At 55.7% G+C, this 24289-nt stretch carries 26 protein-coding genes and 1 tRNA gene; 16 read left to right on the top strand and 11 right to left on the bottom strand.

Annotation, left to right across the window (positions count from 1 at the left end):
- Positions 1–122 precede the first annotated feature (122 nt).
- The 3 genes from ACR0AD_RS04330 to ACR0AD_RS04320 are packed head-to-tail and all read right to left on the bottom strand — an operon-like array spanning position 123 to position 2187.
- A complete protein-coding gene (locus ACR0AD_RS04330) occupies positions 123–1292 on the bottom strand; it encodes an HD domain-containing protein (protein WP_480480879.1) in 1170 nt (389 codons plus the stop codon).
- Entirely contained in the window at positions 1289–1534 is a 246-nt protein-coding gene (locus ACR0AD_RS04325; RefSeq protein WP_267366187.1) for a hypothetical protein, read from the bottom strand. The genes ACR0AD_RS04330 and ACR0AD_RS04325 overlap by 4 nt, the downstream gene beginning before the upstream one ends.
- Positions 1534–2187 carry an alpha/beta hydrolase gene (locus ACR0AD_RS04320; protein ID WP_170424714.1) on the bottom strand — a complete coding sequence of 218 codons (654 nt, stop codon included), beginning with the start codon at positions 2185–2187 and terminating at the stop codon, positions 1534–1536. Before ACR0AD_RS04320 ends, ACR0AD_RS04325 begins: the two co-directional genes overlap by 1 nt.
- A 179-nt stretch (positions 2188–2366) precedes the next feature.
- On the opposite strand from ACR0AD_RS04320, the gene iscR reads away from it, so the two are divergent.
- The 10 genes from iscR to ACR0AD_RS04270 all read left to right on the top strand — a co-directional run bounded on the left by iscR (position 2367) and on the right by ACR0AD_RS04270 (position 10218).
- Entirely contained in the window at positions 2367–2825 is a 459-nt protein-coding gene (gene iscR / locus ACR0AD_RS04315) for a Fe-S cluster assembly transcriptional regulator IscR (protein ID WP_209596301.1), read from the top strand.
- Positions 2826–2876: 51 nt separating this feature from the next.
- On the top strand, positions 2877–3956 hold the full coding sequence (locus tag ACR0AD_RS04310) for a cysteine desulfurase family protein (protein WP_480480881.1): 1080 nt from the start codon (positions 2877–2879) through the stop codon (positions 3954–3956).
- Between the two features lie 18 nt (positions 3957–3974).
- Positions 3975–5495 (top strand): Fe-S cluster assembly protein SufB, encoded by a 1521-nt coding sequence (sufB, locus tag ACR0AD_RS04305; RefSeq protein ID WP_480480883.1) that lies wholly within the window; start codon positions 3975–3977, stop codon positions 5493–5495.
- Positions 5495–5698 carry a hypothetical protein gene (locus ACR0AD_RS04300; RefSeq protein WP_480480885.1) on the top strand — a complete coding sequence of 68 codons (204 nt, stop codon included), beginning with the start codon at positions 5495–5497 and terminating at the stop codon, positions 5696–5698. The genes sufB and ACR0AD_RS04300 overlap by 1 nt, the downstream gene beginning before the upstream one ends.
- A 48-nt stretch (positions 5699–5746) precedes the next feature.
- Entirely contained in the window at positions 5747–6502 is a 756-nt protein-coding gene (sufC, locus tag ACR0AD_RS04295; protein WP_480485611.1) for a Fe-S cluster assembly ATPase SufC, read from the top strand.
- A complete protein-coding gene (sufD, locus tag ACR0AD_RS04290; RefSeq protein ID WP_480485613.1) occupies positions 6502–7782 on the top strand; it encodes a Fe-S cluster assembly protein SufD in 1281 nt (426 codons plus the stop codon). Before sufC ends, sufD begins: the two co-directional genes overlap by 1 nt.
- Positions 7782–8267, top strand: coding sequence for a YIP1 family protein (locus ACR0AD_RS04285; protein WP_480485616.1), 486 nt, complete (start codon positions 7782–7784; stop codon positions 8265–8267). Before sufD ends, ACR0AD_RS04285 begins: the two co-directional genes overlap by 1 nt.
- Positions 8264–8830 (top strand): YIP1 family protein, encoded by a 567-nt coding sequence (locus ACR0AD_RS04280; protein ID WP_480485617.1) that lies wholly within the window; start codon positions 8264–8266, stop codon positions 8828–8830. The genes ACR0AD_RS04285 and ACR0AD_RS04280 overlap by 4 nt, the downstream gene beginning before the upstream one ends.
- A 13-nt stretch (positions 8831–8843) precedes the next feature.
- Positions 8844–10064 (top strand): cysteine desulfurase, encoded by a 1221-nt coding sequence (locus ACR0AD_RS04275; RefSeq protein WP_480485619.1) that lies wholly within the window; start codon positions 8844–8846, stop codon positions 10062–10064.
- Between the two features lie 77 nt (positions 10065–10141).
- Positions 10142–10218 (top strand) — tRNA-Arg (locus tag ACR0AD_RS04270).
- A 275-nt stretch (positions 10219–10493) separates the two neighbouring features.
- Here the strand turns inward: ACR0AD_RS04270 and mepK are convergent.
- The gene (mepK, locus tag ACR0AD_RS04265) at positions 10494–11063 is read right to left on the bottom strand and encodes a peptidoglycan L,D-endopeptidase MepK (protein WP_209503903.1); all 570 of its coding nucleotides are present in this window, start codon (positions 11061–11063) and stop codon (positions 10494–10496) included.
- A 353-nt stretch (positions 11064–11416) separates the two neighbouring features.
- Between mepK and ACR0AD_RS04260 the strand changes: the two genes are divergently transcribed.
- From ACR0AD_RS04260 to ACR0AD_RS04245, 4 genes are read left to right on the top strand one after another with little or no spacing between them, the layout of a single operon-like run.
- A complete protein-coding gene (locus ACR0AD_RS04260) occupies positions 11417–13024 on the top strand; it encodes a L,D-transpeptidase family protein (protein WP_480480895.1) in 1608 nt (535 codons plus the stop codon).
- A 34-nt stretch (positions 13025–13058) separates the two neighbouring features.
- Positions 13059–14150, top strand: coding sequence for a UDP-3-O-(3-hydroxymyristoyl)glucosamine N-acyltransferase (locus ACR0AD_RS04255; protein WP_480485621.1), 1092 nt, complete (start codon positions 13059–13061; stop codon positions 14148–14150).
- 32 nt (positions 14151–14182) lie between these two features.
- On the top strand, positions 14183–14440 hold the full coding sequence (locus tag ACR0AD_RS04250; protein WP_171723262.1) for an acyl carrier protein: 258 nt from the start codon (positions 14183–14185) through the stop codon (positions 14438–14440).
- Between the two features lie 9 nt (positions 14441–14449).
- Positions 14450–15658: a beta-ketoacyl-[acyl-carrier-protein] synthase family protein gene (locus tag ACR0AD_RS04245; RefSeq protein ID WP_480485622.1), complete on the top strand. Its 1209-nt coding sequence runs from the start codon at positions 14450–14452 to the stop codon at positions 15656–15658.
- A 48-nt stretch (positions 15659–15706) separates the two neighbouring features.
- Here ACR0AD_RS04245 and ACR0AD_RS04240 read toward each other — a convergent pair whose 3' ends face one another.
- Positions 15707–16285, bottom strand: a complete 579-nt coding sequence (locus tag ACR0AD_RS04240; protein ID WP_480480900.1) for an invasion associated locus B family protein — start codon at positions 16283–16285, stop codon at positions 15707–15709.
- Positions 16286–16717: 432 nt separating this feature from the next.
- On the opposite strand from ACR0AD_RS04240, the gene ACR0AD_RS04235 reads away from it, so the two are divergent.
- Positions 16718–18265, top strand: coding sequence for a helicase HerA-like domain-containing protein (locus tag ACR0AD_RS04235; protein ID WP_480485623.1), 1548 nt, complete (start codon positions 16718–16720; stop codon positions 18263–18265).
- A gap of 32 nt (positions 18266–18297) precedes the next feature.
- On the opposite strand, the gene ACR0AD_RS04230 is transcribed toward ACR0AD_RS04235, so the two are convergent.
- The 4 genes from ACR0AD_RS04230 to ACR0AD_RS04215 all read right to left on the bottom strand — a co-directional run bounded on the left by ACR0AD_RS04230 (position 18298) and on the right by ACR0AD_RS04215 (position 21599).
- A complete protein-coding gene (locus ACR0AD_RS04230) occupies positions 18298–18552 on the bottom strand; it encodes a hypothetical protein (RefSeq protein ID WP_209503910.1) in 255 nt (84 codons plus the stop codon).
- Between the two features lie 181 nt (positions 18553–18733).
- Positions 18734–20047 (bottom strand): branched-chain amino acid ABC transporter permease, encoded by a 1314-nt coding sequence (locus ACR0AD_RS04225; protein WP_480480904.1) that lies wholly within the window; start codon positions 20045–20047, stop codon positions 18734–18736.
- Complete coding sequence (locus ACR0AD_RS04220) at positions 20044–21054, bottom strand: branched-chain amino acid ABC transporter permease (protein ID WP_267366195.1); 1011 nt, start codon at positions 21052–21054, stop codon at positions 20044–20046. The genes ACR0AD_RS04225 and ACR0AD_RS04220 overlap by 4 nt, the downstream gene beginning before the upstream one ends.
- A 215-nt stretch (positions 21055–21269) precedes the next feature.
- Positions 21270–21599 (bottom strand): hypothetical protein, encoded by a 330-nt coding sequence (locus tag ACR0AD_RS04215; RefSeq protein ID WP_480480907.1) that lies wholly within the window; start codon positions 21597–21599, stop codon positions 21270–21272.
- A gap of 561 nt (positions 21600–22160) precedes the next feature.
- Between ACR0AD_RS04215 and ACR0AD_RS04210 the strand changes: the two genes are divergently transcribed.
- Positions 22161–22514, top strand: coding sequence for a hypothetical protein (locus tag ACR0AD_RS04210; RefSeq protein WP_480480909.1), 354 nt, complete (start codon positions 22161–22163; stop codon positions 22512–22514).
- 138 nt (positions 22515–22652) lie between these two features.
- Here ACR0AD_RS04210 and ACR0AD_RS04205 read toward each other — a convergent pair whose 3' ends face one another.
- Positions 22653–23483, bottom strand: coding sequence for an ABC transporter ATP-binding protein (locus ACR0AD_RS04205; RefSeq protein ID WP_267366696.1), 831 nt, complete (start codon positions 23481–23483; stop codon positions 22653–22655).
- A gap of 8 nt (positions 23484–23491) precedes the next feature.
- Entirely contained in the window at positions 23492–24280 is a 789-nt protein-coding gene (locus ACR0AD_RS04200; protein WP_209596275.1) for an ABC transporter ATP-binding protein, read from the bottom strand.
- Positions 24281–24289 lie beyond the last annotated feature (9 nt).

Below are 24289 nucleotides of genomic sequence, written 5' to 3'. Positions count from 1 at the left end.
TGCTGACGGGGGGTCCGTCGAAGTGAATGCAGCCAACTTGGTTCAACAGTTTGATGGTAGTAGTGTTTTTTGAACGCCGCTAGAAACCAAGCAAGAAAGAAGGAGCCTTCAGGCTCCTTTTTTTATGCTTGAGGATCGGCTGTTTTACCATTTTCGAAATGCGCAACCAGTTGCGGTTGCAGCCAGTCCCATAGCTGAGGCGCTCCCGCTGCAATAGCTGGTCGGACACGCGTTACAATCTGGTCGAATTTCACTTTGTATTCGACCCATGACCCGCCACCTGTTTCCAGATTTGCTATGGGTGTCTGAAAGCGGTCAACAGCCTTTGCAAACCTGGCTTCTGCGGTCTCAGCCGCCTCAAACTCGTGCCAAAGTTCAGTAAATGGCCTGTGTTGACAGTCAGGCAAAAGGCCAAACAATCGCTTGGCGGCGGCCTGTTCCTTGGCTTCCTGTTCCGCGTGGTCGACATGTCCGTGGATCGGGTGGTCGCCCGCGTCGATTTCGACAACATCGTGCAAAAGCAACATCTGGAGGGTTCGGTCCACTTGAACGTCCGAATGCGCGTATTCTGACAATACCCATGCGTAGAGCATGACATGCCACGAATGTTCCGCCGAATTCTCGAACCTGTCACTGGCCATCAGGCGTGACGCGCGCAGAACGGATTTCAACTGGTCCGCTTCTGTAAGAAACGCCAATCTTTTCGTGAAGGCGTCATCCTGAGGGTCCGAGTTGGTCAAGAGGTTTGTGGCATGCTGGTGGGCCAATGGAAACGCATGGGCCAGATACGCTGCGCGACCGTCTGCCAGATTCGACCGCGCAATCTCCACATGATCCTCTCGTGGGTCGGCGGCGCACAGAACCTGAAACAGCGGCTGGCAGCGATCCAGAATCTTGGCAAACCGGGCATCCGGGGTTTGGTCCGCCTCGAATTCGTGCCAGAGCGAAAGAAATTCCTGCGCCTGTTCGTCGGGCAACAGGCCAAACAATTCTTGTGCTGCGGCCTGTTCAGCCTCGGCCACGGTGTCCCAATCCGTGTTGAGGTGAATCGGGTGATCACCTGTCACGATCTCAACCAGATCATGCAGCAGCAACATGCGGATGACCCGGTCGACCGAGATGTCCGGCCCGGCCAGCGGTGCCATGACCATTGCCCACAAAGCCAAGTGCCAGCTGTGTTCAGCAGAGTTTTCCGGCCTTGATTGGTCAAGCAGGACATTTGCCCGCTCGACCAGTTTCAGATTGTCGGCCCGTTTCAGAAAAGCGACCTGCGCAACCAGGCGATCGGTCATTGCTTTTCAATCGCCTTGAGTTTCGCGCGATGCGAAGCGAGGCGCTTGATCACGAATTGTCTGGCCTTGCGTTCAGCCAGACGCACGCGGATTTCTGTCAGGAAAGCCTCTTCCAGAGATTGAGACGCCGCACCAAGAACTTCACCCACTTCCACAAAGAACCGGTCTTCGCCGGTTTCGTCCATGACCTTCATCGTATCTTCGGCCAGTTTGGCCGCGAGCGATGTGATGGTGTCGGACATTAGCGGGTGTTCTCAGTCAGCCGACGTTTCACATAGTCGCTGACATCTGTGATCAGCGTGTCCATGTGGCGATCCTGGAAGAAATGATCCGCGCCCTCAACCTCGTTATGGGTGATCGTGATCCCTTTTTGCTCGTGCAACTTGTTGACCAGCGCGGTGGTATCCGCTGGTGGTGCCACACGGTCAGCCGATCCGTTGATGATCAAGCCCGAAGACGGGCAGGGCGCAAGGAAGGAAAAGTCATACATGTTGGCAGGCGGCGACACGCTGATGAAACCCGTGATTTCGGGGCGGCGCATCAGCAACTGCATTCCAATCCACGCCCCAAACGAAAAGCCCGCAACCCAACAGTGTTTCGAGTTGTTGTTCATGGATTGCAGGTAATCCAGGGCAGATGCTGCATCGCTCAGCTCGCCTACGCCCTGATCATATTCGCCCTGGCTGCGACCGACTCCGCGGAAGTTAAAGCGCAGCACGGTGAAGCCCATGTTGTAAAAGGCATAGTGCAGGTTATAGACCACCTTGTTGTTCATGGTCCCGCCGAACTGAGGATGCGGGTGAAGCACGATAGCGATCGGTGCGTCTTTTTCCTTTTGCGGGTGGTAGCGGCCTTCCAGGCGGCCTTCGGGTCCGGGAAAAATCACCTCGGGCATGTGTGCTTTGGTCCTGTCATTTTCGTGCGGGTATCCGGATATACTTGACTATAATCGTCGGACACCTTAGAACGGTTCTAATTACATTGCTTGGCGCAATCGCGCTGTCAGTCGGAGATACGCACTGGCAGCGTCGGCGTCAATGATTTCGCGCAGATCCGGCTAAAAGGGGGCAGGGCATGAAGCTTTCGACCAAAGGGCGTTACGCGATGGTCGCTTTGGCGGATATTGCGCTTCAGCCAACAGACCGGCTGGTAACCCTGGGCGAAATCTCGGAACGGCAGGACATTTCTCTGCCGTATCTTGAGCAGCTTTTCGTCAAGCTGCGTCGCGCGGAACTGGTTGCTTCTGTCCGTGGGCCCGGAGGGGGGTATCGTCTTGCACGCCCCGCGTCCGAGATTCGCGTGGTCGAGGTTCTGGCCGCTGTGGATGAGACAGTTGATGCGCTGCAAAAAGGGGCCGGAGCATCCGGTGCGTCATCGGGTAGCAGGGCGCAATCCCTGACGAACCGCTTGTGGGAAAGCCTGAGCGCGCATGTTTATGTCTTCCTGCACCAGACGCGCCTGTCGGATGTGATCAGAAACGACCTTGCGCCTTGCCCGGCAGTTCCAAGCCTGTTTTCCGTCGTCGATGAATGAGCTGGGTAAGTCGAACATGCATATGACTTCTGTGCAGGAAAAGATGTATCCATGAAACGTGTTTATCTGGATCATAACGCGACTACGCCGCTGCGACGCGAAGCGCGCGAGGCAATGATCGCGGCGATGGATGTGGTCGGGAACCCGTCATCTGTTCATGCGGAAGGACGTGCCGCAAAAGCGCTGGTCGAACGCGCGCGGGCGCAGGTCGCCGAGGCCGTCGGTTGCCGTCCGCAAGAGGTCATATTTACCTCTGGCGCGACTGAAGCGGCGCGGGTTCTGCAAAATCGCCCCGAAGGCTGCGACGTCTTTGTCGACAGCACTGCCCACGATGCGCTGTGGTCGCATTTCGATCTGACCCATTGTAGCGAGCATCCCTTTGGCCCTGGGCACATATTGGCGATGGGGCTTGCGAACTCCGAAACCGGAGTCATCACGCAGCCGCCACAGAAAGTTGAGAACCAGTGGCCCTATGGCGCGCGGCGCGCGGACTGGCTGTTGCTGGATATTACGCAGGTTGTCGGACGCATTCCATTTTCCTTCGCCTGGAGCGGCGCTGATATGGCGATCCTGTCGGCGCATAAGATTGGCGGGCCAAAAGGTGTTGGCGCTTTGATCCTGCGGCAAGGTATCGATATCGAACCTTTGGCCAGCGGTGGCGGACAGGAAATGGGCCGAAGATCTGGTACTGAAAATGTGGTGGGCATTGCCGGATTTGGCGCGGCTGCCGAGGCTGCTCAGCGCGATCTGGCGGATGGAGTATGGGAAAAAGTCAGAGAACTTAGAAATATTCTAGAAAACGCCCTTGAGGCTGGTGCAATATCTACTATTTTTGTCGGGAAAGATCAGGAGCGACTCCCGAATACCCTGTGTTTCGCGACGCCCGGCTGGAAAGGCGAAACGCAGGTGATGCAGATGGATTTGTCTGGCTTTGCCATCAGTGCGGGATCCGCCTGTTCCAGCGGCAAGGTCAAAACCAGTCGGGTTCTGACGGCAATGGGATTTGATGAGACGGTGGCGTCATGCGCAATCCGCGTATCGCTGGGGCCAGAGACGACTGAAGAAGATGTGCTGCGTTTCGCCGAAACGTGGCTTGAAAAAGAGAAAAAGCATCGCGCGCGGGCTGCGTGATCTGACGGAGGGTAAGTCATGGCCGCTTTGGACCAGACCCAGGTAAAAGAAGGTGTCGATCAGGAAACCGTGGACGCGGTTCGCGAGGTCGGCACATACAAATATGGCTGGGATACCGATATCGAGATGGAATACGCGCCCAAAGGCGTGAACCCGGATATCGTCCGTCTGATCTCGGGGAAAAACGATGAGCCCGAGTGGATGACCGAATGGCGTCTGGCCGCGTTCGAGCGTTGGACCAAAATGGAAGAACCCAAATGGGCGATGGTTCACTATCCGCCAATCGATTTTCAAAACCAGTATTACTATGCCCGCCCCAAATCGATGGAAGAGAAACCCAAATCTTTGGATGAGGTTGATCCAAAGCTGCTCGCCACTTACGAGAAGCTTGGTATCCCTCTGAAAGAACAGATGATTCTGGCTGGTGTTGAAGGGGCTGAGGATGCACCTGCCGAAGGCCGCAAGGTGGCAGTCGATGCAGTGTTTGACTCGGTTTCCGTGGGCACGACTTTTCAGGCCGAACTGAAAAAGGCAGGCGTGATCTTCTGCTCGATCTCTGAGGCGATCAAAGAGCATCCTGAGCTGGTCAAGAAGTACTTGGGAACCGTGGTTCCCGTATCGGACAATTTCTATGCAACATTGAATTCAGCTGTATTCTCGGATGGCTCATTCGTCTACATCCCGCCGGGCGTTCGCTGCCCGATGGAACTAAGCACGTATTTCCGCATCAACGCCGAGAACACGGGCCAGTTCGAACGCACCCTGATCATTGCTGACAAGGGCTCGTACGTCTCATATCTGGAAGGCTGCACTGCACCCCAGCGTGACACGGCACAACTGCATGCTGCCGTGGTCGAGATCATCGTCGAAGAAGATGCCGAGGTGAAATACTCGACCGTTCAGAACTGGTTTCCGGGGGACGAAAACGGCAAGGGCGGTATCTATAACTTCGTGACCAAACGCGCCGACTGCCGGGGTGACCGGTCCAAGGTGATGTGGACGCAGGTGGAAACCGGATCGGCCGTGACATGGAAATACCCGTCCTGCATCCTGCGCGGCAATGAAAGCCAGGGTGAATTCTATTCGATCGCGATTGCCAACAATTATCAACAGGCCGACACCGGCACCAAGATGATTCATCTGGGCAGGAACACCAAGTCGCGCATCGTGTCCAAGGGCATCAGCGCGGGCAAGGCCCAGAACACCTATCGTGGGCTAGTGTCGATGCACCCGAAAGCCAGGGACAGCCGGAACTACACGCAGTGTGACAGTCTGCTGATCGGCGACAAATGCGGCGCACATACGGTTCCCTATATCGAGGTCAAGAACAACTCGAGCCGCGTTGAGCACGAGGCGACGACGTCAAAAGTGGATGACGATCAGCTGTTCTACTGCCGTCAGCGCGGCATGGACGAGGAAGAAGCCGTGGCTCTGGTGGTCAACGGGTTCTGCAAAGACGTGCTTCAGGCGCTTCCGATGGAGTTTGCGATGGAAGCACAGCAGTTGGTGGCCATCTCACTTGAAGGTTCGGTTGGGTGATGACGCGGTCACCCGGAACCCGCATCCGTAAGGATAATGTGCTGACCTGGCTTGGGTACGCATTGCCGGTTCTGGGCGGTCTGCTTGGCGTGGCCTACGTCAACACCCATTACATGGAATTCATCAACCCGGTTTGGGCGGTAGGTGGCGGGGCAATCCTGGGTTGGATTCTCGCCAGACTGATCCGCAGATTGCTGGGCTAGAACAATGCGGGGTCACAGTGCCCCTTGCGATACGCAAAAGGACAAAAAATGCTGGAAATCAAGAATCTGCACGTGAAACTTGAAGAAGAAGACAAGCAGATCCTAAAGGGTGTGGACCTGACGGTTGAAGCCGGCAAGGTACACGCGATCATGGGGCCGAACGGGTCAGGCAAGTCAACACTCAGCTACGTGCTGTCGGGCCGCGACGGGTACGAAGTAACCGAAGGTTCGGCCACTCTGGACGGTCAGGACCTGCTGGAGATGGAACCGGAGGAACGCGCAGCAGCAGGTGTTTTCCTTGCCTTCCAATACCCGGTTGAAATCCCCGGAGTTGGCAACATGACCTTCCTGCGCACCGCAGTAAACGCGCAGCGCAAGGCCCGTGGAGAAGAGGAACTGTCTGCCGCAGACTTCCTGAAAGAAGTGCGTGCCAAGGCCAAGACGCTAAAGATCGACGCGGATATGCTTAAGCGCCCGGTCAATGTTGGTTTTTCGGGCGGTGAGAAAAAGCGTAACGAAATCCTGCAGATGGCTATGCTTGAACCGAAGATGTGCATCATGGACGAAACCGACTCGGGCCTTGATGTGGATGCGATGAAGCTGGTCGCCGAAGGTGTGAATGCCCTGCGGGACGAAGGCCGTGGGTTCCTGGTCATCACCCATTACCAGCGCCTGCTGGATCACATCAAACCTGACGTCGTGCACATCATGGCCGATGGCCGCATTGTCAAAACCGGAGGCCCGGATCTGGCGCTTGAGGTTGAAAACAACGGTTATGCCGACATTCTGGCCGAGGTGAACTGATGGCTTTGCCGCAAGCGAAACAAACCGCAACCGAGGCGCGTCTGGCTGCGCTGACCATGCCTGACGCGGGCTGCACCCGTGGTGCACGCGAAGACGCTTTGGCGCGTGTTCTGGAATCCGGGTTGCCGGGGCGCCGGGATGAGTATTGGAAATACACTCAGCCCGACAGTCTGATTTCTGCCGAGGCTTTGCCTGCGGCGGTGTTTATCAATGATGAACCGGTACTTTTCAACGACCTTGACCGTTTGAAAATTGTCTTTGTAGACGGGGTGTTCAGCGCCGAGGAATCCGATGACCTGTTGCTGGACGGTGTCAAGATCGACCGGATTGAAGACATCTGCTGCAAAGACATTCATTGGGCAAAAGACCTGTATGGCGTTCTGGAAGCGCGTGGCCAGTCCCCGGTTCAACGTCCGTTGGCTGCATTGAACACGGCCTTTGCGTCGGACGGAGTTGCCATTCACGTTACAGGCAAACCCTCTAAACCGATCAACCTGATTTATCGTCATGCCTCGCCGACATCCGATGCGATCCTGCATCACGTTATTCGCGTGGAAAGCGGGGCCGAGGTGACAATTCTTGAATCCGGCCCGGCGGCGTCGCGTTTCAACAAATGCATGGAAATTGAAATTGCCGACAAGGGGACGCTGCATCATGTGCGGGCGCAGGGCAGGGACCATGAACGTCGCGCCGCGACCCATATGTTCACGCGTTTGGGGGCAGAGTCGGTCTACAAGTCCTTCACCTTGACGGCGAATGGGGTGCTGACCCGTAACGAACAGGTCGTTGAACTGACCGGGGACAATGCGGTGGCGCATGTGGCCGGGGCCTGTGTTGGGGATGGTGATTTCCACCATGATGACACGGTGTTCATCACCCATGACGCGGTAAATTGCGAAAGCCGTCAGGTCTTTAAGAAAGTGCTGCGCAACGGTGCGACCGGAGTGTTTCAGGGCAAGATCCTTGTAAAGGAAGGGGCTCAGAAAACTGATGGCTACCAAATCAGCCAATCGCTGCTTTTGGATGATGACAGCCAATTCCTCGCCAAGCCGGAGCTAGAGATCTACGCCGATGACGTGGCGTGTTCCCACGGCTCAACCTCGGGGGCGATTGACGAAACAGCGCTGTTCTATCTTCGGTCACGGGGTGTTCCGGTCAAGGACGCGACCAACATGTTGACGCTGGCGTTCCTGGCCGAAGCGGTGGACGAAATCGAAGACAGTGCTTTGGCAGATGAAATCGTAAGCCGTCTGGAAGGGTGGCTGGCGCGCCGAAGCTGATGGCGCTGTCGTCGGATATCCTGGCAACGTACCGGGGGCCGGGGCGCGTGGTGCGCAGGCTTCTGGATATGGGTCAACGAGAAGACCGGGCGCTGATCTTTGTCATGGCGTTTTGTGTGGTGGCATTCATCGCCCAGATGCCTGGCCTTGCGCGCAAGGCGCATCTGGAAGACGTTGAGCTGAATATGCTTCTGGGTGGTGCTCTGCTTGGATCAGTGTTCATTCTGCCCTTGGTTTTTTACACGCTGGCACTGGTATCTCATTGGGCGGCACGCCTGTTTGGCGGGCAGGGAAGCGCTTATGGTGCGCGCCTGGCACTGTTCTGGGCGCTGTTATCCTCTGCGCCGCTGGTTCTGCTGAACGGCCTTGTCGCCGGATTCATTGGGCCAGGGCCTACCTTGACGTTTGTAGGTCTCGCCTGGGTTGCTGTTTTTGTCTGGTTCTGGGTATCCGGTCTCAGACAAGTGCAAAGGTCCGTCGCATGAATTCGAGTTTTCTGGGAAATCTGGCGGTCCTGACGATCAAGAACCCGGCCGAAGCGGCGCGACGGCTGATGGCGCTCAAGCTGGGACGAGAAGTGCTTTGGTTGGCATTTGCGCTGGCGGTCGTTTTGAACTGCGTTGTCCAATTGGGAATTGATCTGTCGATAACAATGGCGGCGGGTCAACCCTCTCCGGCGCTCGAGAGTATTCCCATCGTTTTGGTGCGCTCGGCCGGGGCCATGATGCTGAGCATCGTCGCATTCCTGCTGGTCGGGCGATTGCTGGGAGGTCTGGCGAGGTTCGATGATCTGATGGTTTTGACGATCTGGCTGCAGTTCCTGCAAATAGCCGCGTTGGCGGTGACGCTGGTCTTGAGTCTGACCCTACCATTCCTGATGATGATGACATTGTTGGCGACAGCAATCCTGAGCCTTTACGTCACGCTTCATTTTCTGAATGAAGCGCATCAGTTCGGGTCTCTCTGGAAATCCTTTGCGGTAATTGTGTTGTCAGCTTTTGTCGCCATCCCTTTCGTTCTGTTTCTAAGCCCAACCGGGCCCGTCTAGGAATACCACTCTTATGTATGATGTGCAGAAAATCCGCTCTGACTTTCCGATCCTGTCGCGTCAGGTGAATGGCAAGCCCTTGACGTATCTCGACAATGGTGCTTCGGCTCAGAAGCCTCAGGTGGTCATTGACGCGGTGACGCGGGCATATGCCGAGGAGTATTCGAATGTCCATCGTGGCCTGCATTTCCTGTCCAACCTTGCGACAGAGAAATACGAGGCCGTTCGTGGAACGATCGCACGTTTTCTGGGGGCATCGAACGAGAATGAGATCGTCCTGAACTCTGGTACCACCGAAGGGATAAACCTGATCGCCTATGGCTGGGCTATGCCGCGACTAGAAGCGGGGGATGAGATCGTTCTGAGTGTGATGGAGCACCATGCAAACATCGTACCCTGGCATTTCCTACGCGAACGACAGGGTGTCGTGTTGAAATGGGTCGATGTCGACGCAGAGGGCGGGCTTGACCCTCAGGCGGTAATCGATGCAATCGGGCCGAAAACCAAGCTGGTTGCTGTGACACACTGCTCGAACGTGCTGGGTACGGTCGTGGATGTGAAAGCCATAACTAACGGCGCACATGCCAAGGGCGTTCCGGTTCTGGTTGATGGCAGTCAGGGTGCCGTTCACATGCCAGTAAATGTTGAAGAGATCGGGTGCGATTTCTACGCAATCACAGGCCACAAGCTTTATGGTCCGTCAGGGTCGGGTGCGATTTTCATCAAATCCGAACGCATGGCCGAGATGCGCCCCTTCATCGGTGGCGGCGACATGATCAAAGAGGTCAGCAAGGATCAGGTCATCTATAATGACCCGCCAATGAAGTTCGAGGCCGGCACGCCGGGGATCGTACAGACCATCGGTCTTGGCGTGGCGCTGGAGTATATGATGGACCTGGGGATGGAAAACATCGCTGCCCATGAATCCAGCTTGCGCGATTACGCGATGCAACGTCTGACCGGACTGAACTGGTTGCAGGTTCAGGGCACTCGCCCGGACAAGGCAGCGATTTTCAGCTTTACGCTGGACGGTGCTGGCCATGCACACGACGTTTCTACCATTCTCGACAAGAAAGGTGTTGCGGTTCGTGCCGGTCACCACTGTGCAGGGCCGCTGATGGACCACCTGGGGGTGACGGCAACATGCCGCGCCAGTTTTGGTCTCTATAACACTACCGATGAAGTAGATACGCTGATCGAAGCGCTTGAATTGGCGCATGATCTGTTTGCCTGATTTTGGTCTTGATAAGGGTGCGGCAATCGCGATTTGCAGTTGCACCCGGATTGGAACAAGGTTAGCTAACGGCCAAGGCACCTGTAGCTCAGCTGGATAGAGCGCTGCCCTCCGAAGGCAGAGGCCAGAGGTTCGAATCCTCTCAGGTGCGCCACCCAATATTCAACGTCGGATTGAAATCGGAAGCCCTGAGCAGCGGACTTGTCGATTGGATTGCTTAATGCGTTGATCGTGCAGTCATCACAACGGCCCATGAGTGCAAAAATACTGCTGAGTTGCAGTATTTGAGGGAGGGATTCGCTGTCGGGTATCGGGAGTTATTGTAGTAGTTGATTTGGCGGCTCTGCCGCCAATCGCCACAAATGTTAGAAAACCGAGTGGGAAACTCAGTCAGTCAAAAGTTCCAAACAGAACCGATGTGTTCAGGTTTTACCCGCGCCAGGTGCGAACCACGCCGCAATCCATGTGTACGAAGTTCGATCCATAATACTGACCAACACCGCCTGCGCGGCACGACATCGCCGCCTTGGCCATCTGCGATACCGAGCGGGAGGCAAGGCGCAAATCAGCTGCTTGCCCTTCCATGTGAAGCGAGTTGCGCGCCACACGGCGGGATCGGGAACGCAGCATTGCGTTGGTCTGAGGTGAGCGATATCCGGACAACAGCATGTAGGGTTCGTTGACATCCAGCAAGCTGTGTGATGCCGCCATGATATCAATCGTGCGTAAATCGATGGATTTTACCTGATCTGTGCGCCAATCACGCATGAAGTTGTTCACTTCTTTGACAGCGTCCTTGATATACTTACCATCGACCCAATAGATCATATCCAACCGTTCGCCAGTGCGACCGGAATACATACGAATGCGACGAATATCGCCGCCACCGCGTAAAAAGCCTGCTGCGTTGGAGTAGGTGGGTGCTGCTGCGATTGCCGTTGCTGCAAACGCTCCCAATAGGGCACGCCGGGTCAAGCCCGAGGAACTGCTCTCTGTCATTTTGGTTTCGTCCCGTACTGTTCCTGCCTGCACACGATGTTACGTGCACTGTCTTAATTATTCCCATCCCAGATGCGGGATTTATGGCACAATCGGAATCGACGGCCAAGAAGTGTTTCATTTTTACCTTTTCAAGGGGGAAATTTCGGCAGTTTTTTGCGCATTTGCCACAGAGCATCACAAATATTTCGCAGTTGTGGGCTTTGGGCCGCGCAGCCGATGCAAACGCGCATCAGGCCCACGAAGAAGCGATTTGGTAAGGATATCGTGAGTGGACAAGCGTTCTGGCACGACTGCATAGTTGATCGACGTATAAATCACCAGTTCAAACTATTGAATTCCAAGGCCATCCTATGTTTTCTGTTCTCCGCACCAGTACCAGCATCCTGTTTGCCGCGTGTTTCGTGGCTACCGCATCCGTCGCCAATGTGTCGTCTGAAGCTACGCCAGGAACTGCGTTTCAGATGGCGATGGCTGAACATACTCAGCAGGCGCCGCAACTGGTTGAGTTCTACCGGGCAAACGGGTTTTTGCCGCTTTGGGTCGGCGATACGCCTGAACACACTCAACGCCGGGCGGCGCTGATCAATGCGCTTACGAATGCGCATCTGCACGGCCTTCCACAGGCCGAGCCGACTGTTGCCGCCGTGATGGAGAAGATGGAAAAGGCCCGTTCGGTGCGCGATCTCGGTGCGGTTGAAGCAGAACTTAGCCGTATCTTTGTCGAATATGCCGACGCGCTTTATGCGGGCGCAATCCGGCCCGGCAGTGTGGATGATGGGCTGGTTCGGTCCGTAGAACGACGCAGCACTGTTGAGCATTTGCTGGGAATAAGCACTCTGGGCGCGGCCTACTTTACAGTCTTGGCGCCGCAATCACATCAATACCGCGCATTGATGAAGCAGAAGCTGTCCTTGGAAAAGCTGGTATTTCAAGGGGGATGGGGGCCAACAGTTCCCGAAAGCAAACTGGAATACGGCGACACGGGACCGAATGTTGTCAAGCTGCGCGACCGTCTGGTGGTGATGGGTTACATGAAACCGTCCGCCAGCCCGTCTTTCGACAGCGCGTTGCTTGAAGGCGTTCGTGCCTTTCAATCCGCGCATGGGCTTGAAACCGATGGTGTGGCGGGCAAGGGGACGATTGCCGAAATTAACCGTCCAGCCACAGACCGGTTGAAAGCCGTTTACGTTGCGTTGGAACGCGAACGCTGGCTGCCTCGGGAACGCGGCACGCGTCATATCCTTGTGAACCAAGCCGACTTCACGGCCAAGATCGTGGACGAAGGGCAAGTCACTTTTGAAACCCGCGCAGTCATCGGTAAAAATGTGCATGATCGAAGAAGTCCGGAATTTTCGGATGAGATGGAGCATATGGTGATCAACCCAAGCTGGCATGTTCCCCGCTCGATCGTGACCAAGGAATACCTTCCGAAACTGCAATCAAACCCGAATTCCGTGGGACATATTCTGATAACTGACAGAAGCGGCAGGCAGGTCGATCGGGGTGCGGTGGACTTTACCCAGTTTACGACCAGCAATTTTCCCTTCGCAATGCGTCAACCGCCCAGCCAAAGCAATGCGCTGGGTCTGGTGAAGTTCATGTTCCCCAATAAGCACAACATCTATCTGCATGATACTCCACAGAAAAACCTGTTCTCGCGCGAAGTTCGGGCCTTTTCACATGGGTGTATCCGCTTGGCCCAGCCATTTGAATTTGCTTACGCCTTGCTGGCCAAACAAGAGGAAGATCCAAAGGCATTCTTCCATCGCGTTCTGAACACCGGAAAAGAGACCAAAGTCAATTTGGAACAGAAAGTTCCGGTGCATCTGATTTACCGCACGGCCTATATCGGGCCCAAAGGCGAAGTGCAGTATCGTCGCGATGTCTATGGGCGGGACGGCAAGATTTGGGATGCCCTACAAAAGGCAGGGGTGGCCCTGCCGGACGTTCAGGGGTAAGCACAGGGCAAATCCTGCCAAAAGGAAGCCCGCCATGCAGTTTACCGTACAACAGATTGCCGAGTCTCTGGGTGCCGAATGTCAGGGCGATGGCGGCCTGACGATTGTGCGCGCCGCCGAACCGGGCGATGCAGGCCCGACAGATCTGGCGATGGCTATGTCTCCGAAGTACGCCGAGGCGCTTACCAACGGAGCCGCTCGTGCGGCCGTCCTTTGGGAGGGCGCCGACTGGCAGGCGATGGGATTGCGTGCGGCGATTTTTGTAAAACGTCCCCGTATGGCGATGGCTGGCATCACTTCCATGCTGGACCGTGGGCAAGGAGTTGAGCCGGGGATTCACCCCTCGGCCGTGATCGATCCAACAGCTGAAATCAGTTCTGACGTGGCGATTGGACCGTTGGTTGTTGTAGGAGCGCGCGCCCGGATCGGCGCAGGCTCTGTCATAGGGGCACATTGCACCGTGGGAATGGACGCCATATTGGGCGACCAAGCAGTGTTGCGCGAAATGGTCAGCATTGGCGCACGGGCGCAGATCGGAGATCGTTTTATTGCGCAACCCGGTGCCCGGATCGGAGGGGACGGGTTCAGTTTTGTTACCCCCGAAGTCTCGGGCGTCGAAAATGTACGCAAGACAATGGGCGATCAGGGTGAGGCCAAAGCTCAGAGCTGGCTGCGCATTCACTCGCTGGGTGCTGTGGAAATCGGTGACGATGTCGAAATTGGCGCGAATTGCACAATCGACAATGGCACGATCCGAAATACGTATATTGGCCACGGTTCCAAGTTGGATAACCTGGTCCATGTCGGGCACAACACCCGAGTCGGTCAGGACTGCCTGTTGTGCGGTCAGACTGGTGTGTCGGGTTCGGTTGAGATCGGAAACAACGTGGTTCTGGGCGGTCAGACCGGCGTTGTCGACAACATATTCATCGGGGATGGGGTTATTGCCGGTGGCGGCACTAAGATACTGTCCAACGTACCCGCTGGTCGCGTGATCATGGGGTATCCCGGAGTCAAAATGGAAACGCATACGGACATCTACAAGGCACAACGGCGTTTGCCCCGTATGGCACGCGACGTCGAGGCATTGAAAAAGGCTGTTTTCAAACAGACCCCGAGCGATTAAATCAACCTCAAACTGATAATCAGGGGATCGACATGAGCATCAGCGACCGCGTCATCGCGATCATTGCAGAGCAGGCCGTTCTGGAGCCATCGGATGTAACGCCCGAAAGCACGCTGGAAGATCTGGGTATCGACAGCCTCGGGCTGGTCGAAAGCATATTTGCCATCGAGGAAGAGTTCGACATTTCGATTCCTTTCAATGCCAACGAGCCCGAGGCCAATGACTTCGATATCTCCAATGTGGCCGCGATCATCTCTGGGATCGAAAAGCTTGTGTCGGAAAAGGTCTGACACACGCTCATGAAACGCGTTGTCATTACCGGAGCAGGTACGATCAATTCGCTGGGCCATTCGGTCCCTGACACGCTGGAAGCAATGCGCGAAGGTCGTTGTGGTATTTCGGAACTTGAATTCCGGGATGTTGATCGGTTGGCCATCAAGATCGGCGGACAGGTCCGGGGTTTCGAGGCGGAAGGGCGGTTCAACCGACAGCAGATGTCGCTGTACGACCGCTTCACGCAATTCACCCTGACAGCAGCCAAAGAGGCGATTGAACAGTCGGGCATCGAATTTCACGGCGAACTCGCGGCCAGATCAGGCGTCGTTCTGGGGACCGCGGGCGGTGGTGTTTCGACCTGGGATGACAATTACCGTTCCGTTTATGAGGACGGGAAGAACAGGGTACACCCCTTTGTCGTTCCAAAGCTCATGAACAATGCCGCCGCCAGTCATGTTTCAATGGAACATAACCTAAAAGGCCCCAGTTTCACCGTGTCGACGGCGTGTGCGTCATCAAACCATGCGATGGCTCAGGCTTTTCAGATGGTGCGCAGCGGCGCGGCTCCGGTCATGGTTACGGGCGGGTCCGAATCGATGTTGTGTTTCGGCGGTGTAAAAGCCTGGGAAGGGCTGCGCGTGATGTCGAAAGACGCGTGCCGCCCGTTCAGTGCCAACCGCAACGGAATGGTGCAGGGCGAAGGGGCTGGCGTCTTTGTCTTTGAGGAATACGAACACGCCCGCGCCCGAGGGGCCGAAATACTGTGCGAAGTTGTCGGCTTTGCCATGTCATCGGATGCCTCGGACATTGTGATGCCCAGCAAACAAGGGGCCGCGCGTGCCATGGCCGGTGCCTTGGCCGATGCGAAGCTGAACGCAAAAGATGTGGGTTATATCAACGCGCATGGCACCGGAACGGCTGCAAATGACAAAACCGAATGCGCAGCGGTGGCCGACGTGTTTGGGCCGCACGCAGACGATCTGATGATATCGTCCACGAAGTCCATGCACGGCCACCTGATAGGCGGGACCGGAGCTGTTGAGCTGCTGGCCTGCATCATGGCACTGCGGGACGGTGTCATTGCACCGACGATTGGATATGAGGAACCGGACCCGGAATGCGCGTTGGACGTGGTCCCGAACGAAGCACGCGAAGCAAAGGTCAACGTCGCGCTTAGCAACGCATTCGCCTTTGGTGGGTTGAATGCCGTACTGGCCCTGAAGCGGGTTTAGTTAAAAAGCCGCCGTTGATAATACGGCGGCTTCCACGGATGTTATTTCTTAGTTTGTGTTGACGTTCAGAGCGTCAAAGCCCGATGTGAAGCCGGAGAGCGACATGTCCATTTCAAGAACCTGATCCGGGAAACGGGCGGGAACCAGTGAAAACGTCGCTTTGGTACCAGCTTTCATCGCGTCGATATCCCCTTGGCTAAGACCCAGTTGCGCGATGCAGCCCACGGGAACGCATTGGTGATAGTTGTACAATTTACGCGGCGCGCCATCGATTGACAGGGCCAGTTGCGCTTGCAGCAAAGTTTCGAGGGGTACGATCACATTTGCCCAAGCAACGGCGGCACCACCTTCCGGCAGTTTCCCGATCGATACTTCCGCGATCGGATCACCATTTTTGCCCTCCAGAACCTGAACGATGGCGCAAGGATCCTCGCCTTCCTGTGCCTTAATACAGGATACGTCCCAATCGCCGAATTCTTCCTTTACGAACTGTTCTCCGACCCGGGGGCCTTCCTGACCAAGGTCCAGACCGGCGTCTGGCGCGGTTGTGGTTGTGTCTTGTGCATACGCTGCGCCGGATAGCAGAACAGCGGCGACCGTGTTGAACGAGAGGATTTTCTTGAACATGAATGCCTCGGGTTGATGATTGATCTTTTTGCTTCGTTTAACACTCTTCTGAACCAGTGTCAGGCACTAACAGAACAGCCTTTGCGAACGTGAACGGATTCTTGCCTGAGGCCTGGAACCGCACCTTCGGAGATTAGAAAAAGGGAGCTGTTCGACCAGCTCCCTTCCCCATAAGTTTCTCCCCGTCGGACTGGCCGACTTATTTATGCGCAAACCCTACGGAAGGGGCGCACACGGGTCAACAGCTATCCTCGTTTTTTAATCTATGCGCCAGAATAATAATTCGATGGCCAAACCAAAAAGGCCGTGCCAGCAGGCACGGCCAGTCGACAGGGAGGAAGTCTGCCCCGCAATGCAAGGCAAATAGACTATCGCAGTCAAAGGTTAACTTTGTATGCTGGCGGCAGATCGGTGAACAATAAGGCAATGTTAATGGGCACGAATATCTTTTTGGGCGGTGGCGGTGAAAACTATGGCCAGCCGCAGGAACTGGCGTTGAAATATGCCAACCGCCACGGGTTGATTGCCGGGGCAACCGGTACCGGCAAAACCGTGACATTGCAGATTCTTGCAGAAGGTTTTTCTCAGGCGGGTGTCCCGGTATTCCTCTCGGATGTGAAAGGGGATCTGTCTGGTCTGGCCCTTCCCGGAAGCGAGGCCCACAAACTGCATCAGGCCTTTCAGGACCGGGCCAGTCGGATCGGGTTCGAGGATTTTGCCTATTCTGCCTGCCCGGTGACATTCTGGGATTTGTTCGGTGAACAGGGCCATCCAGTGCGCACGACGGTGACGGAAATGGGTCCGCTGTTGCTGTCGCGGTTACTGGAGTTGAGCGAGGCGCAGGAAGGTATCCTGAATATCGCATTCCGCGTGGCCGACGAAGAAGGGATGCCGTTGCTGGACCTCAAGGATCTACAGGCGCTGCTGGTCTGGATCGGAGAGAATCGGGCGCAACTGTCATTGCGATACGGCAATGTATCCACGTCCTCGATTGGGGCGATCCAGCGACGTCTGTTGGTTCTCGAGAATCAGGGCGGAACAAAACTGTTTGGCGAACCGGCGCTGGATTTGGCCGATCTGATGCGAACTGACGAAAACGGGTACGGAATGGTGAACATTCTGGCATCAGACCAGCTGATGGCAGCCCCACGGCTATATGCAACGTTTCTGTTGTGGCTGTTGAGTGAACTGTTCGAAGAGCTGCCAGAGGTCGGAGACCCCGAAAAACCAAAGCTGGTGTTCTTTTTTGACGAAGCCCATCTGTTGTTCGACGATGCGCCAAAGGTTCTGGTGGACAAGGTCGAACAGGTCGCCCGCCTGATCCGTTCAAAGGGTGTGGGTGTATACTTCATTACTCAGAGCCCCGCCGATATCCCGGAAGATATTCTTGGACAGCTGGGCAACCGTATACAGCACGCATTAAGGGCATTCACGGCGCGGGACCGAAAGAACCTGCGGCTGGCCGCTGAAACCTATCGCGAGAACCCGACTTTTAACACGGAAACGGCAATTCGCGAAGTCGGTGTGGGGGAGGCCGTCACCTCAATGCTGCAAAAGAAAGGTGTTCCGGGCGTGGTCGAGCGTACGCTTATTCGTCCGCCGGGATCTCAGCTGGGGCCAATTTCAGATGCCGAACGCCGGGATATCCTTGCCGCCTCGGCGATGGCAGGAAAATACGACAAGAGCGTAGATCGAAAATCTGCCTTCGAGATTCTTCAGGCGCGGGCCCAAGCTGCGGCCAATGCCGCAGAACTGGCCGAATCCGACGAAGTTCTTGAAGCGCAATCGCCGATCGAACGCGAGTATTCTTCGGCCCGCAGATATTCGGGCAGCCGGGTCGGCCGGTCCTCCTCCCGGGTTGAGCGCAAGCAGGACACGTTTGCCACGGCAATGACCGAAGCGGTGATCAAAGAGCTTAAGGGCACAACCGGGCGCCGGATCGTGCGCGGTATCCTCGGCGGATTGTTTCGCAACAGGTAAAAACGTAGCGTCCTTGGTGGGCGCTACAGCGTTTACTTCAGTCGGCGTTGGCCTTCCTGGCGACAATAGGCGTCAGCCTCGGGAACAGACATCTTCGTGGCTGGGAAGTCGATTGCACGGTCCCAGGTCACGCGATCCTGACGATACAACTGACAGGTCACGACACCTTTAGGTGTCTGAACCTTGACGGGCGTCGTCTCAAGATCTTCGGGGCTGGGGACACAAGCGGATACCGCAACCGCAATAGCCGGAAACAGAATGAGTGATTTCAGATGTGGTGCTTTCATTTTCTACTCTTGTCTACTCGTCTTGTTGATCGATTGAAACGGCATAGGCGAGGGTGAGTGCCAGCAACCTGCCGCAAATCGAAAACACTGTGGTGGGTTCGTTTATTCAGAAAAACCTTAAGAATCAAGAAACCGCGCCAGATAAGTGGCGCGGTTTTGCGCATTGGAACGTGGCGCGGACCTATTTCTCGGGGATCAGACCCCTTGGGCTGAATCTGAGAACAATCAACAGGATCAGGCCCATCGTGAACAGGCGCATATGTGCGGCACTATCAATAAGATGTGCCTTCAGCGCGCTGCCATCCGGCAAGCCTGCAGTGATAACACTCATCAACCACAAGCCAATCGGTTCGACCTGAACCCACAAGAACCATATCAGGAACGCACCCAAAACGGCCCCGAAGTTGTTGCCCGAACCGCCAACGATCACCATGACCCAAACCAGGAAGGTAAAGCGCAGCGGATTGTAAGTGCCCGGCGTCAGCTGTCCGTCCAGAGTGGTCATCATCGCGCCTGCGATGCCGCAAATGGCCGACCCTAATACGAAAATCTGCAAGTGGCGACGGGTGACGTCCTTGCCCATCGCTTCGGCTGCAATTTCATTGTCGCGGATTGCGCGCATCATACGGCCCCACGGGCTTTTCAGCGCCATTTGCGCCATCCAGAGCAGCACCAGAAGAACCAGCATGAACAGCAGCGAATACCCAAGTTTCACCGAGAGGGTGGATGCAGTGACCGGATCCAGCCCCAGCCATTCGGCGCGGGCAAGAAAAGCCGGATCTTGCTGCAAGTCAACTTCATACCCGACAACCGGGGAGGGACGCGGGATGCCATAGACGTTCTTCACGCCGCGGGCCAACCAGTCCTCGTTCTTCATGACGGCGATGATAATCTCGGCGATACCCAGTGTGGCAATTGCCAGATAATCTGACCGCAGCCCTAGCGCGGTTTTGCCAATCAGCCACGCCGCTCCGGCAGCCAGCAGACCTCCGGCAGGCCAGGCCAGCAGAACGGGCAGGTTCAGTCCACCGATGTTACCGGCAATCGCCGGGTCAATGGCCTCGACCGCGGCAACATTGGGGTCGAACACGGCCCGGTAGAGGAAGAAGCCGACGATAAGGACAGTGATTATTGTGAGCGTTTGCACCCGGCCTTTGGGTATTCTTGTTGCCACCAGTACGGCTGCAACAACGGTGGCAGCCCCCAGTAGCAAGGACAGAACGATACCATAACCGCCTGCGCCCCAGGCGCCCGGAGTAGGCTCTGTCGAAACCAGAACCACGGCCAGACCACCCAGCGCGACGAAGCCCATAACCCCTACGTTAAACAGGCCCGCAAAGCCCCACTGCAGGTTCACACCGATCGCCATGATGGCCGAGATCAGCCCCATGTTCAGGATCAGAACGGCAGTGTTCCAACTTTGCGTGAAACCGGTCAGCAGAATCAGACTGCCAACAGCTATGAAAAGCAGAGTGTTTTTGACAGATTCGGTCATACTGCTTTTCCCTTGAACAGGCCCGTGGGCTTAAACAGAAGCACGATCAGCAGGATGACAAAGCTGACAGCGAATTTGTAATCGGTGGACAGGAGCTGGACCAATCCGGACGGCTCCAGGTTTTCGGGGGCCACATAGGTCAGTACTTTTTTCCAGGCATAGGTGATCGTCACCTCGGAAAACGCGATGATGAACCCGCCGGCAATTGCGCCCAGTGGGTTACCAAGGCCACCCACGATGGCCGAAGCGAATATCGGCAGCAGAAGCTGGAAATAGACGAAGGGTTTAAAGCTCTTGTCCAACCCGTAAAGAACACCCGCTGTGGTCGCCAAGGCGGCCACGATGATCCAGGTGATCATCACAACACGTTCAGGGTTGATGCCGGACAAAAGCGCCAGATCCTCGTTGTCGGAATAGGCGCGCATCGATTTCCCGGTTCGTGTTTTATTGAGGAACCAGAACAACAAGGCCACGGCAATAACGGCCACTATCAGTGTAATCCCTTGCGAGGTCTTGATAGCCAGCCCCTCTTGTAGGCCTGTCATGGATTTGAAGTCCCGCGCGGATATCAGGAATCTTGCACCGTCCGAAAACTTTTGGTCATCCGGCCCGATGATAAAGCGCACCAAACCGTTCATGATGAACATTACACCCATTGATACGATCACAAGGATAACCGGCTTGGCCTTTTGTTCGCGGTAAAAGCGGTAGACCAGCCTGTCCGTGACCAACACCAGCAGGATGCAGCCAAGGATGGCAAAGGGCAGGGCGAGCAGGGCAGTCGGCAACGGCCCAAAGCTGACACCAGCGGCCTGTAAGCCCCAAGTGACAAGCACAGCGATCATCGCCCCAAAGGCCATGGTGTCACCATGGGCAAAGTTCGAAAACCGCAGGATGCCGTAGATCAGGGTCACGCCAAGCGCTCCCAATGCCAGCTGGCTGCCATAGGCAATCGCAGGCACGATGACAAAGTTGGCCAGTGTGACCAACGCGTTCAGTAAATCCATGAATTCTTCTCACTGTCCGGGTGCGGCTTTATGGCATGTGTACCATTGGTAATTCAACACACGGCTATGGTTTTCAACGAATTGGGCGAACGTTTTTTGCCAGGGTAACGCGGAACCAGCAAGGCTTGTGAGTTTCCGAGAACCAAACGCGCAGGTGAAGCCGCGCGACTTTTGAGGTCAGCGTGGCCACCCGGCAGTATTGCTTGGATGCAAAGTCACGCCTGAACGTCTTGGCATTTGCCGAAATCTTCGTCGGCATGGGGACCTTTGACAGACAGATCATAGGACATGTCGTCAAGTTGAACCACCAGCGTCATCACGTTCTGACCTTCGATATACATGAACGTCATGCTTCCCACGCCTTTGAGGATCACAGCATCGCCTGCGGCTATTGGGGTTTCAATGTTACCTTTGTCACCGTCCGCGGCACGGCTAAGGCGGATTTCGCTGCCGTCGCGGTCGGAGGTGCACAATAGGTGGCGTTCTTCGGCTACTGCCTGAGTGGCCGAAAATAGGGCAAGCGGCAAAGCGATCCAGAGTTTCATAGTCTGCGGGTCCTTGTCTTCGATTTTGCATTCGCCTTCGAACTGTCGAGCCATTGGTTCAGTAATATGGCCCGACCGGCGTGGATGGCCCGCCTAAAGCTCCATTATGTCACAAATTGAACTTAAGCGTGTTTTTTGCCCTTTGAATCACGCGTGAAAATAACCGATTTGGTCTCGTGAAAGAGCCATTAAAACAAATAAATAATAGTCATGTTTAACGTCCTCAAATTTAACGCACCATTATCCTGACATATTGAAAACACAATCAGACATGGGTTGAGCGATTCAGGTTCAAAGTGACCCGCGCCGGGCCGTTTTGTCTGCCAATCTAGGGCCCCAGATTGTTTTTGTCTCAAGCTGAGCGCACACCACCTCACCTGGCCTCAAGTTCCGGTGAAATAGCTGGTTCAGGTCTATGATACGAAAGGGTTTTTCCTAAGTTCACTTCGTTGAGCTGCGGAAGATGTGATTGTCGAGCGCAGCCAGTACCGAAATATAAGGCTGATCTCGCGAGCGTAATAGCGCGCGAGGGCAGGCATAAGTAACCGAAGGAAGAAACTCATGAGATTTACCGCGCTGATCACGGCTGGCCTGTTGATGCCCACATTCGTACAAGCTGCAATCGACGACCCGCTGAATGGCGCGGATTTTGTCGTCAATTGCCTCTCCGACAAAAACGGGGGATCGGTGACTCTGGCGCGGTCGGGTGAGACGGACAAGGGGTTCATCGTGGCCGAAAACATCAAGGGCGAGGCGCAGATTATTCCCGGTCTGAACTCGCTCACCTTCCTGCATATCATGGATCAGGACGTGGTGACCTTTGTGGTGGATTTCGATAACCTGCACTATGACATGTCGGTCAAAGGTCCACATGCCGCGAATGACTCCGGATATTGTAGCAATCCGGCGGGGTGAGAATTAGGAAGGCGGTTGCACTTAGTTATGCAGTGATTTTCTACACTGTTTTCCTTGAAGCAACGTGTTTCTGCGAACCCACTGCTAGAATGAGGAGGACGGTGCGCACCAAATGGGAGTTTGTGCGCTGTCTCATCCTCAACCGCCCAAGAAACTCTTTCTCACTTCCGGATCAGCCAGCAATTCCTTGCCCGTACCGGTATAGGCGTTTCGCCCCTGAACCAGCACATATCCCTTATCGGCAATCTCCAGTGCCTGGCGGGCGTTTTGTTCAACCATCAGGATCGGCAGGCCGGTGCGTGCGACCTCGATGATGCGGTCAAAAAGCTCATCCATCACGATGGGTGAGACACCTGCGGTGGGCTCGTCCAGCATCAGGACCTTGGGTTGCGTCATCAGCGCGCGACCCACGGCAACCTGTTGGCGCTGACCGCCAGACAGTTCGCCGGCAGGTTGGTTGCGTTTGTCACGCAGAATTGGGAACAGATCATAGACCTGCTCCATCGTGTCCGAGAAATCGTCGTGACGGATAAAGGCACCCATTTCCAGATTTTCCTCGACAGTCATCGAGGTGAAAATGTTCGATGTCTGAGGAACAAAGCCCATACCGCGGATCACGCGATCTTGTGGGGTGAGGCTGGTGATATCCTCGCCGTCTAGACGTACAGAGCCGGCGCGCACATCCAGCATCCCAAACACGGCCTTCATCGCCGTTGACTTGCCCGCACCGTTGGGGCCGACGATAACGGCGATCTCACCCTTGTCCACGGCAATGGTGCAGTCATGCAGGATATCCGGGCCTTTGCCATAACCGCCGGTCATGGTGTCGCCGATCAGAAACGGGCCGCCTTCAACGCGATGAGTCGTCCCGCTTTTACGATGGGCAGGCGTCATTGTTCCGATACCTTGCGTGTTGGTAATCGATGCGTCCTTGTTGCCCTTGTCGTCCTGATAGGGGTTGTCGCTCATGCCAGCGGTCATGTCTGGGCCTCCAGCTTGTCTTTGTTTTTGAGGCCGGTGCCAAGATAGGCTTCGATCACGTGCTCGTTTGCCTTGATCTCATCCAGAGTACCCTCGGCCAAAACCTTACCCTCGGCCATGCAGATGACCGGGTCGCAGATCTTGCCGATGAAATCCATGTCGTGCTCGATGACAACAAACGTATAACCACGCTCTTTGTTCAGGCGCAGGATCGTATCAGCGATGGTCATCAGCAGGGTGCGGTTCACGCCTGCTCCGACCTCGTCCAGAAATACGATCTTGGCGTCCACCATCATGGTACGACCAAGTTCCAGCAGTTTCTTTTGACCGCCCGAAACCTGACCGGCCTTGTGATCGGCCAGATGTTCGATGGTCAAAAACTCCAGCACCTCGTCTGCCTTGGCTTTCAACGCGCGCTCTTCATCAGCGATGCGCTTGCGTCCGAACCAGGTATTCCACAGCGCCTCACCCGATTGCGCACCGGGCACCATCATCAGGTTTTCGCGGCAGGTCATCGACGAGAATTCATGCGCGATCTGGAACGTGCGCAGCAAACCTTTGTGAAACAGCTCATGCGGAGGCAGGCCAGTGATATCTTCACCATCCATAACCACCTTTCCGCTGGTCGGAGGCAAAACACCGGCGATCACGTTGAACAGAGTGGTTTTTCCGGCCCCGTTGGGCCCGATCAGGCCGGTGATCGACCCTTTTTGGATTTCCAGCGACGCCCCGTCCACCGCGTGAAACCCGCCGAAATGCTTATGCACGTCCTCGACGACGATCATGGTATCCCC

Source organism: Ruegeria sp. BH8 (assembly GCF_056538065.1).
Note: the sequence above shows the minus strand (reverse complement) of the source record. Positions and strands in the feature narration are given on the sequence as shown.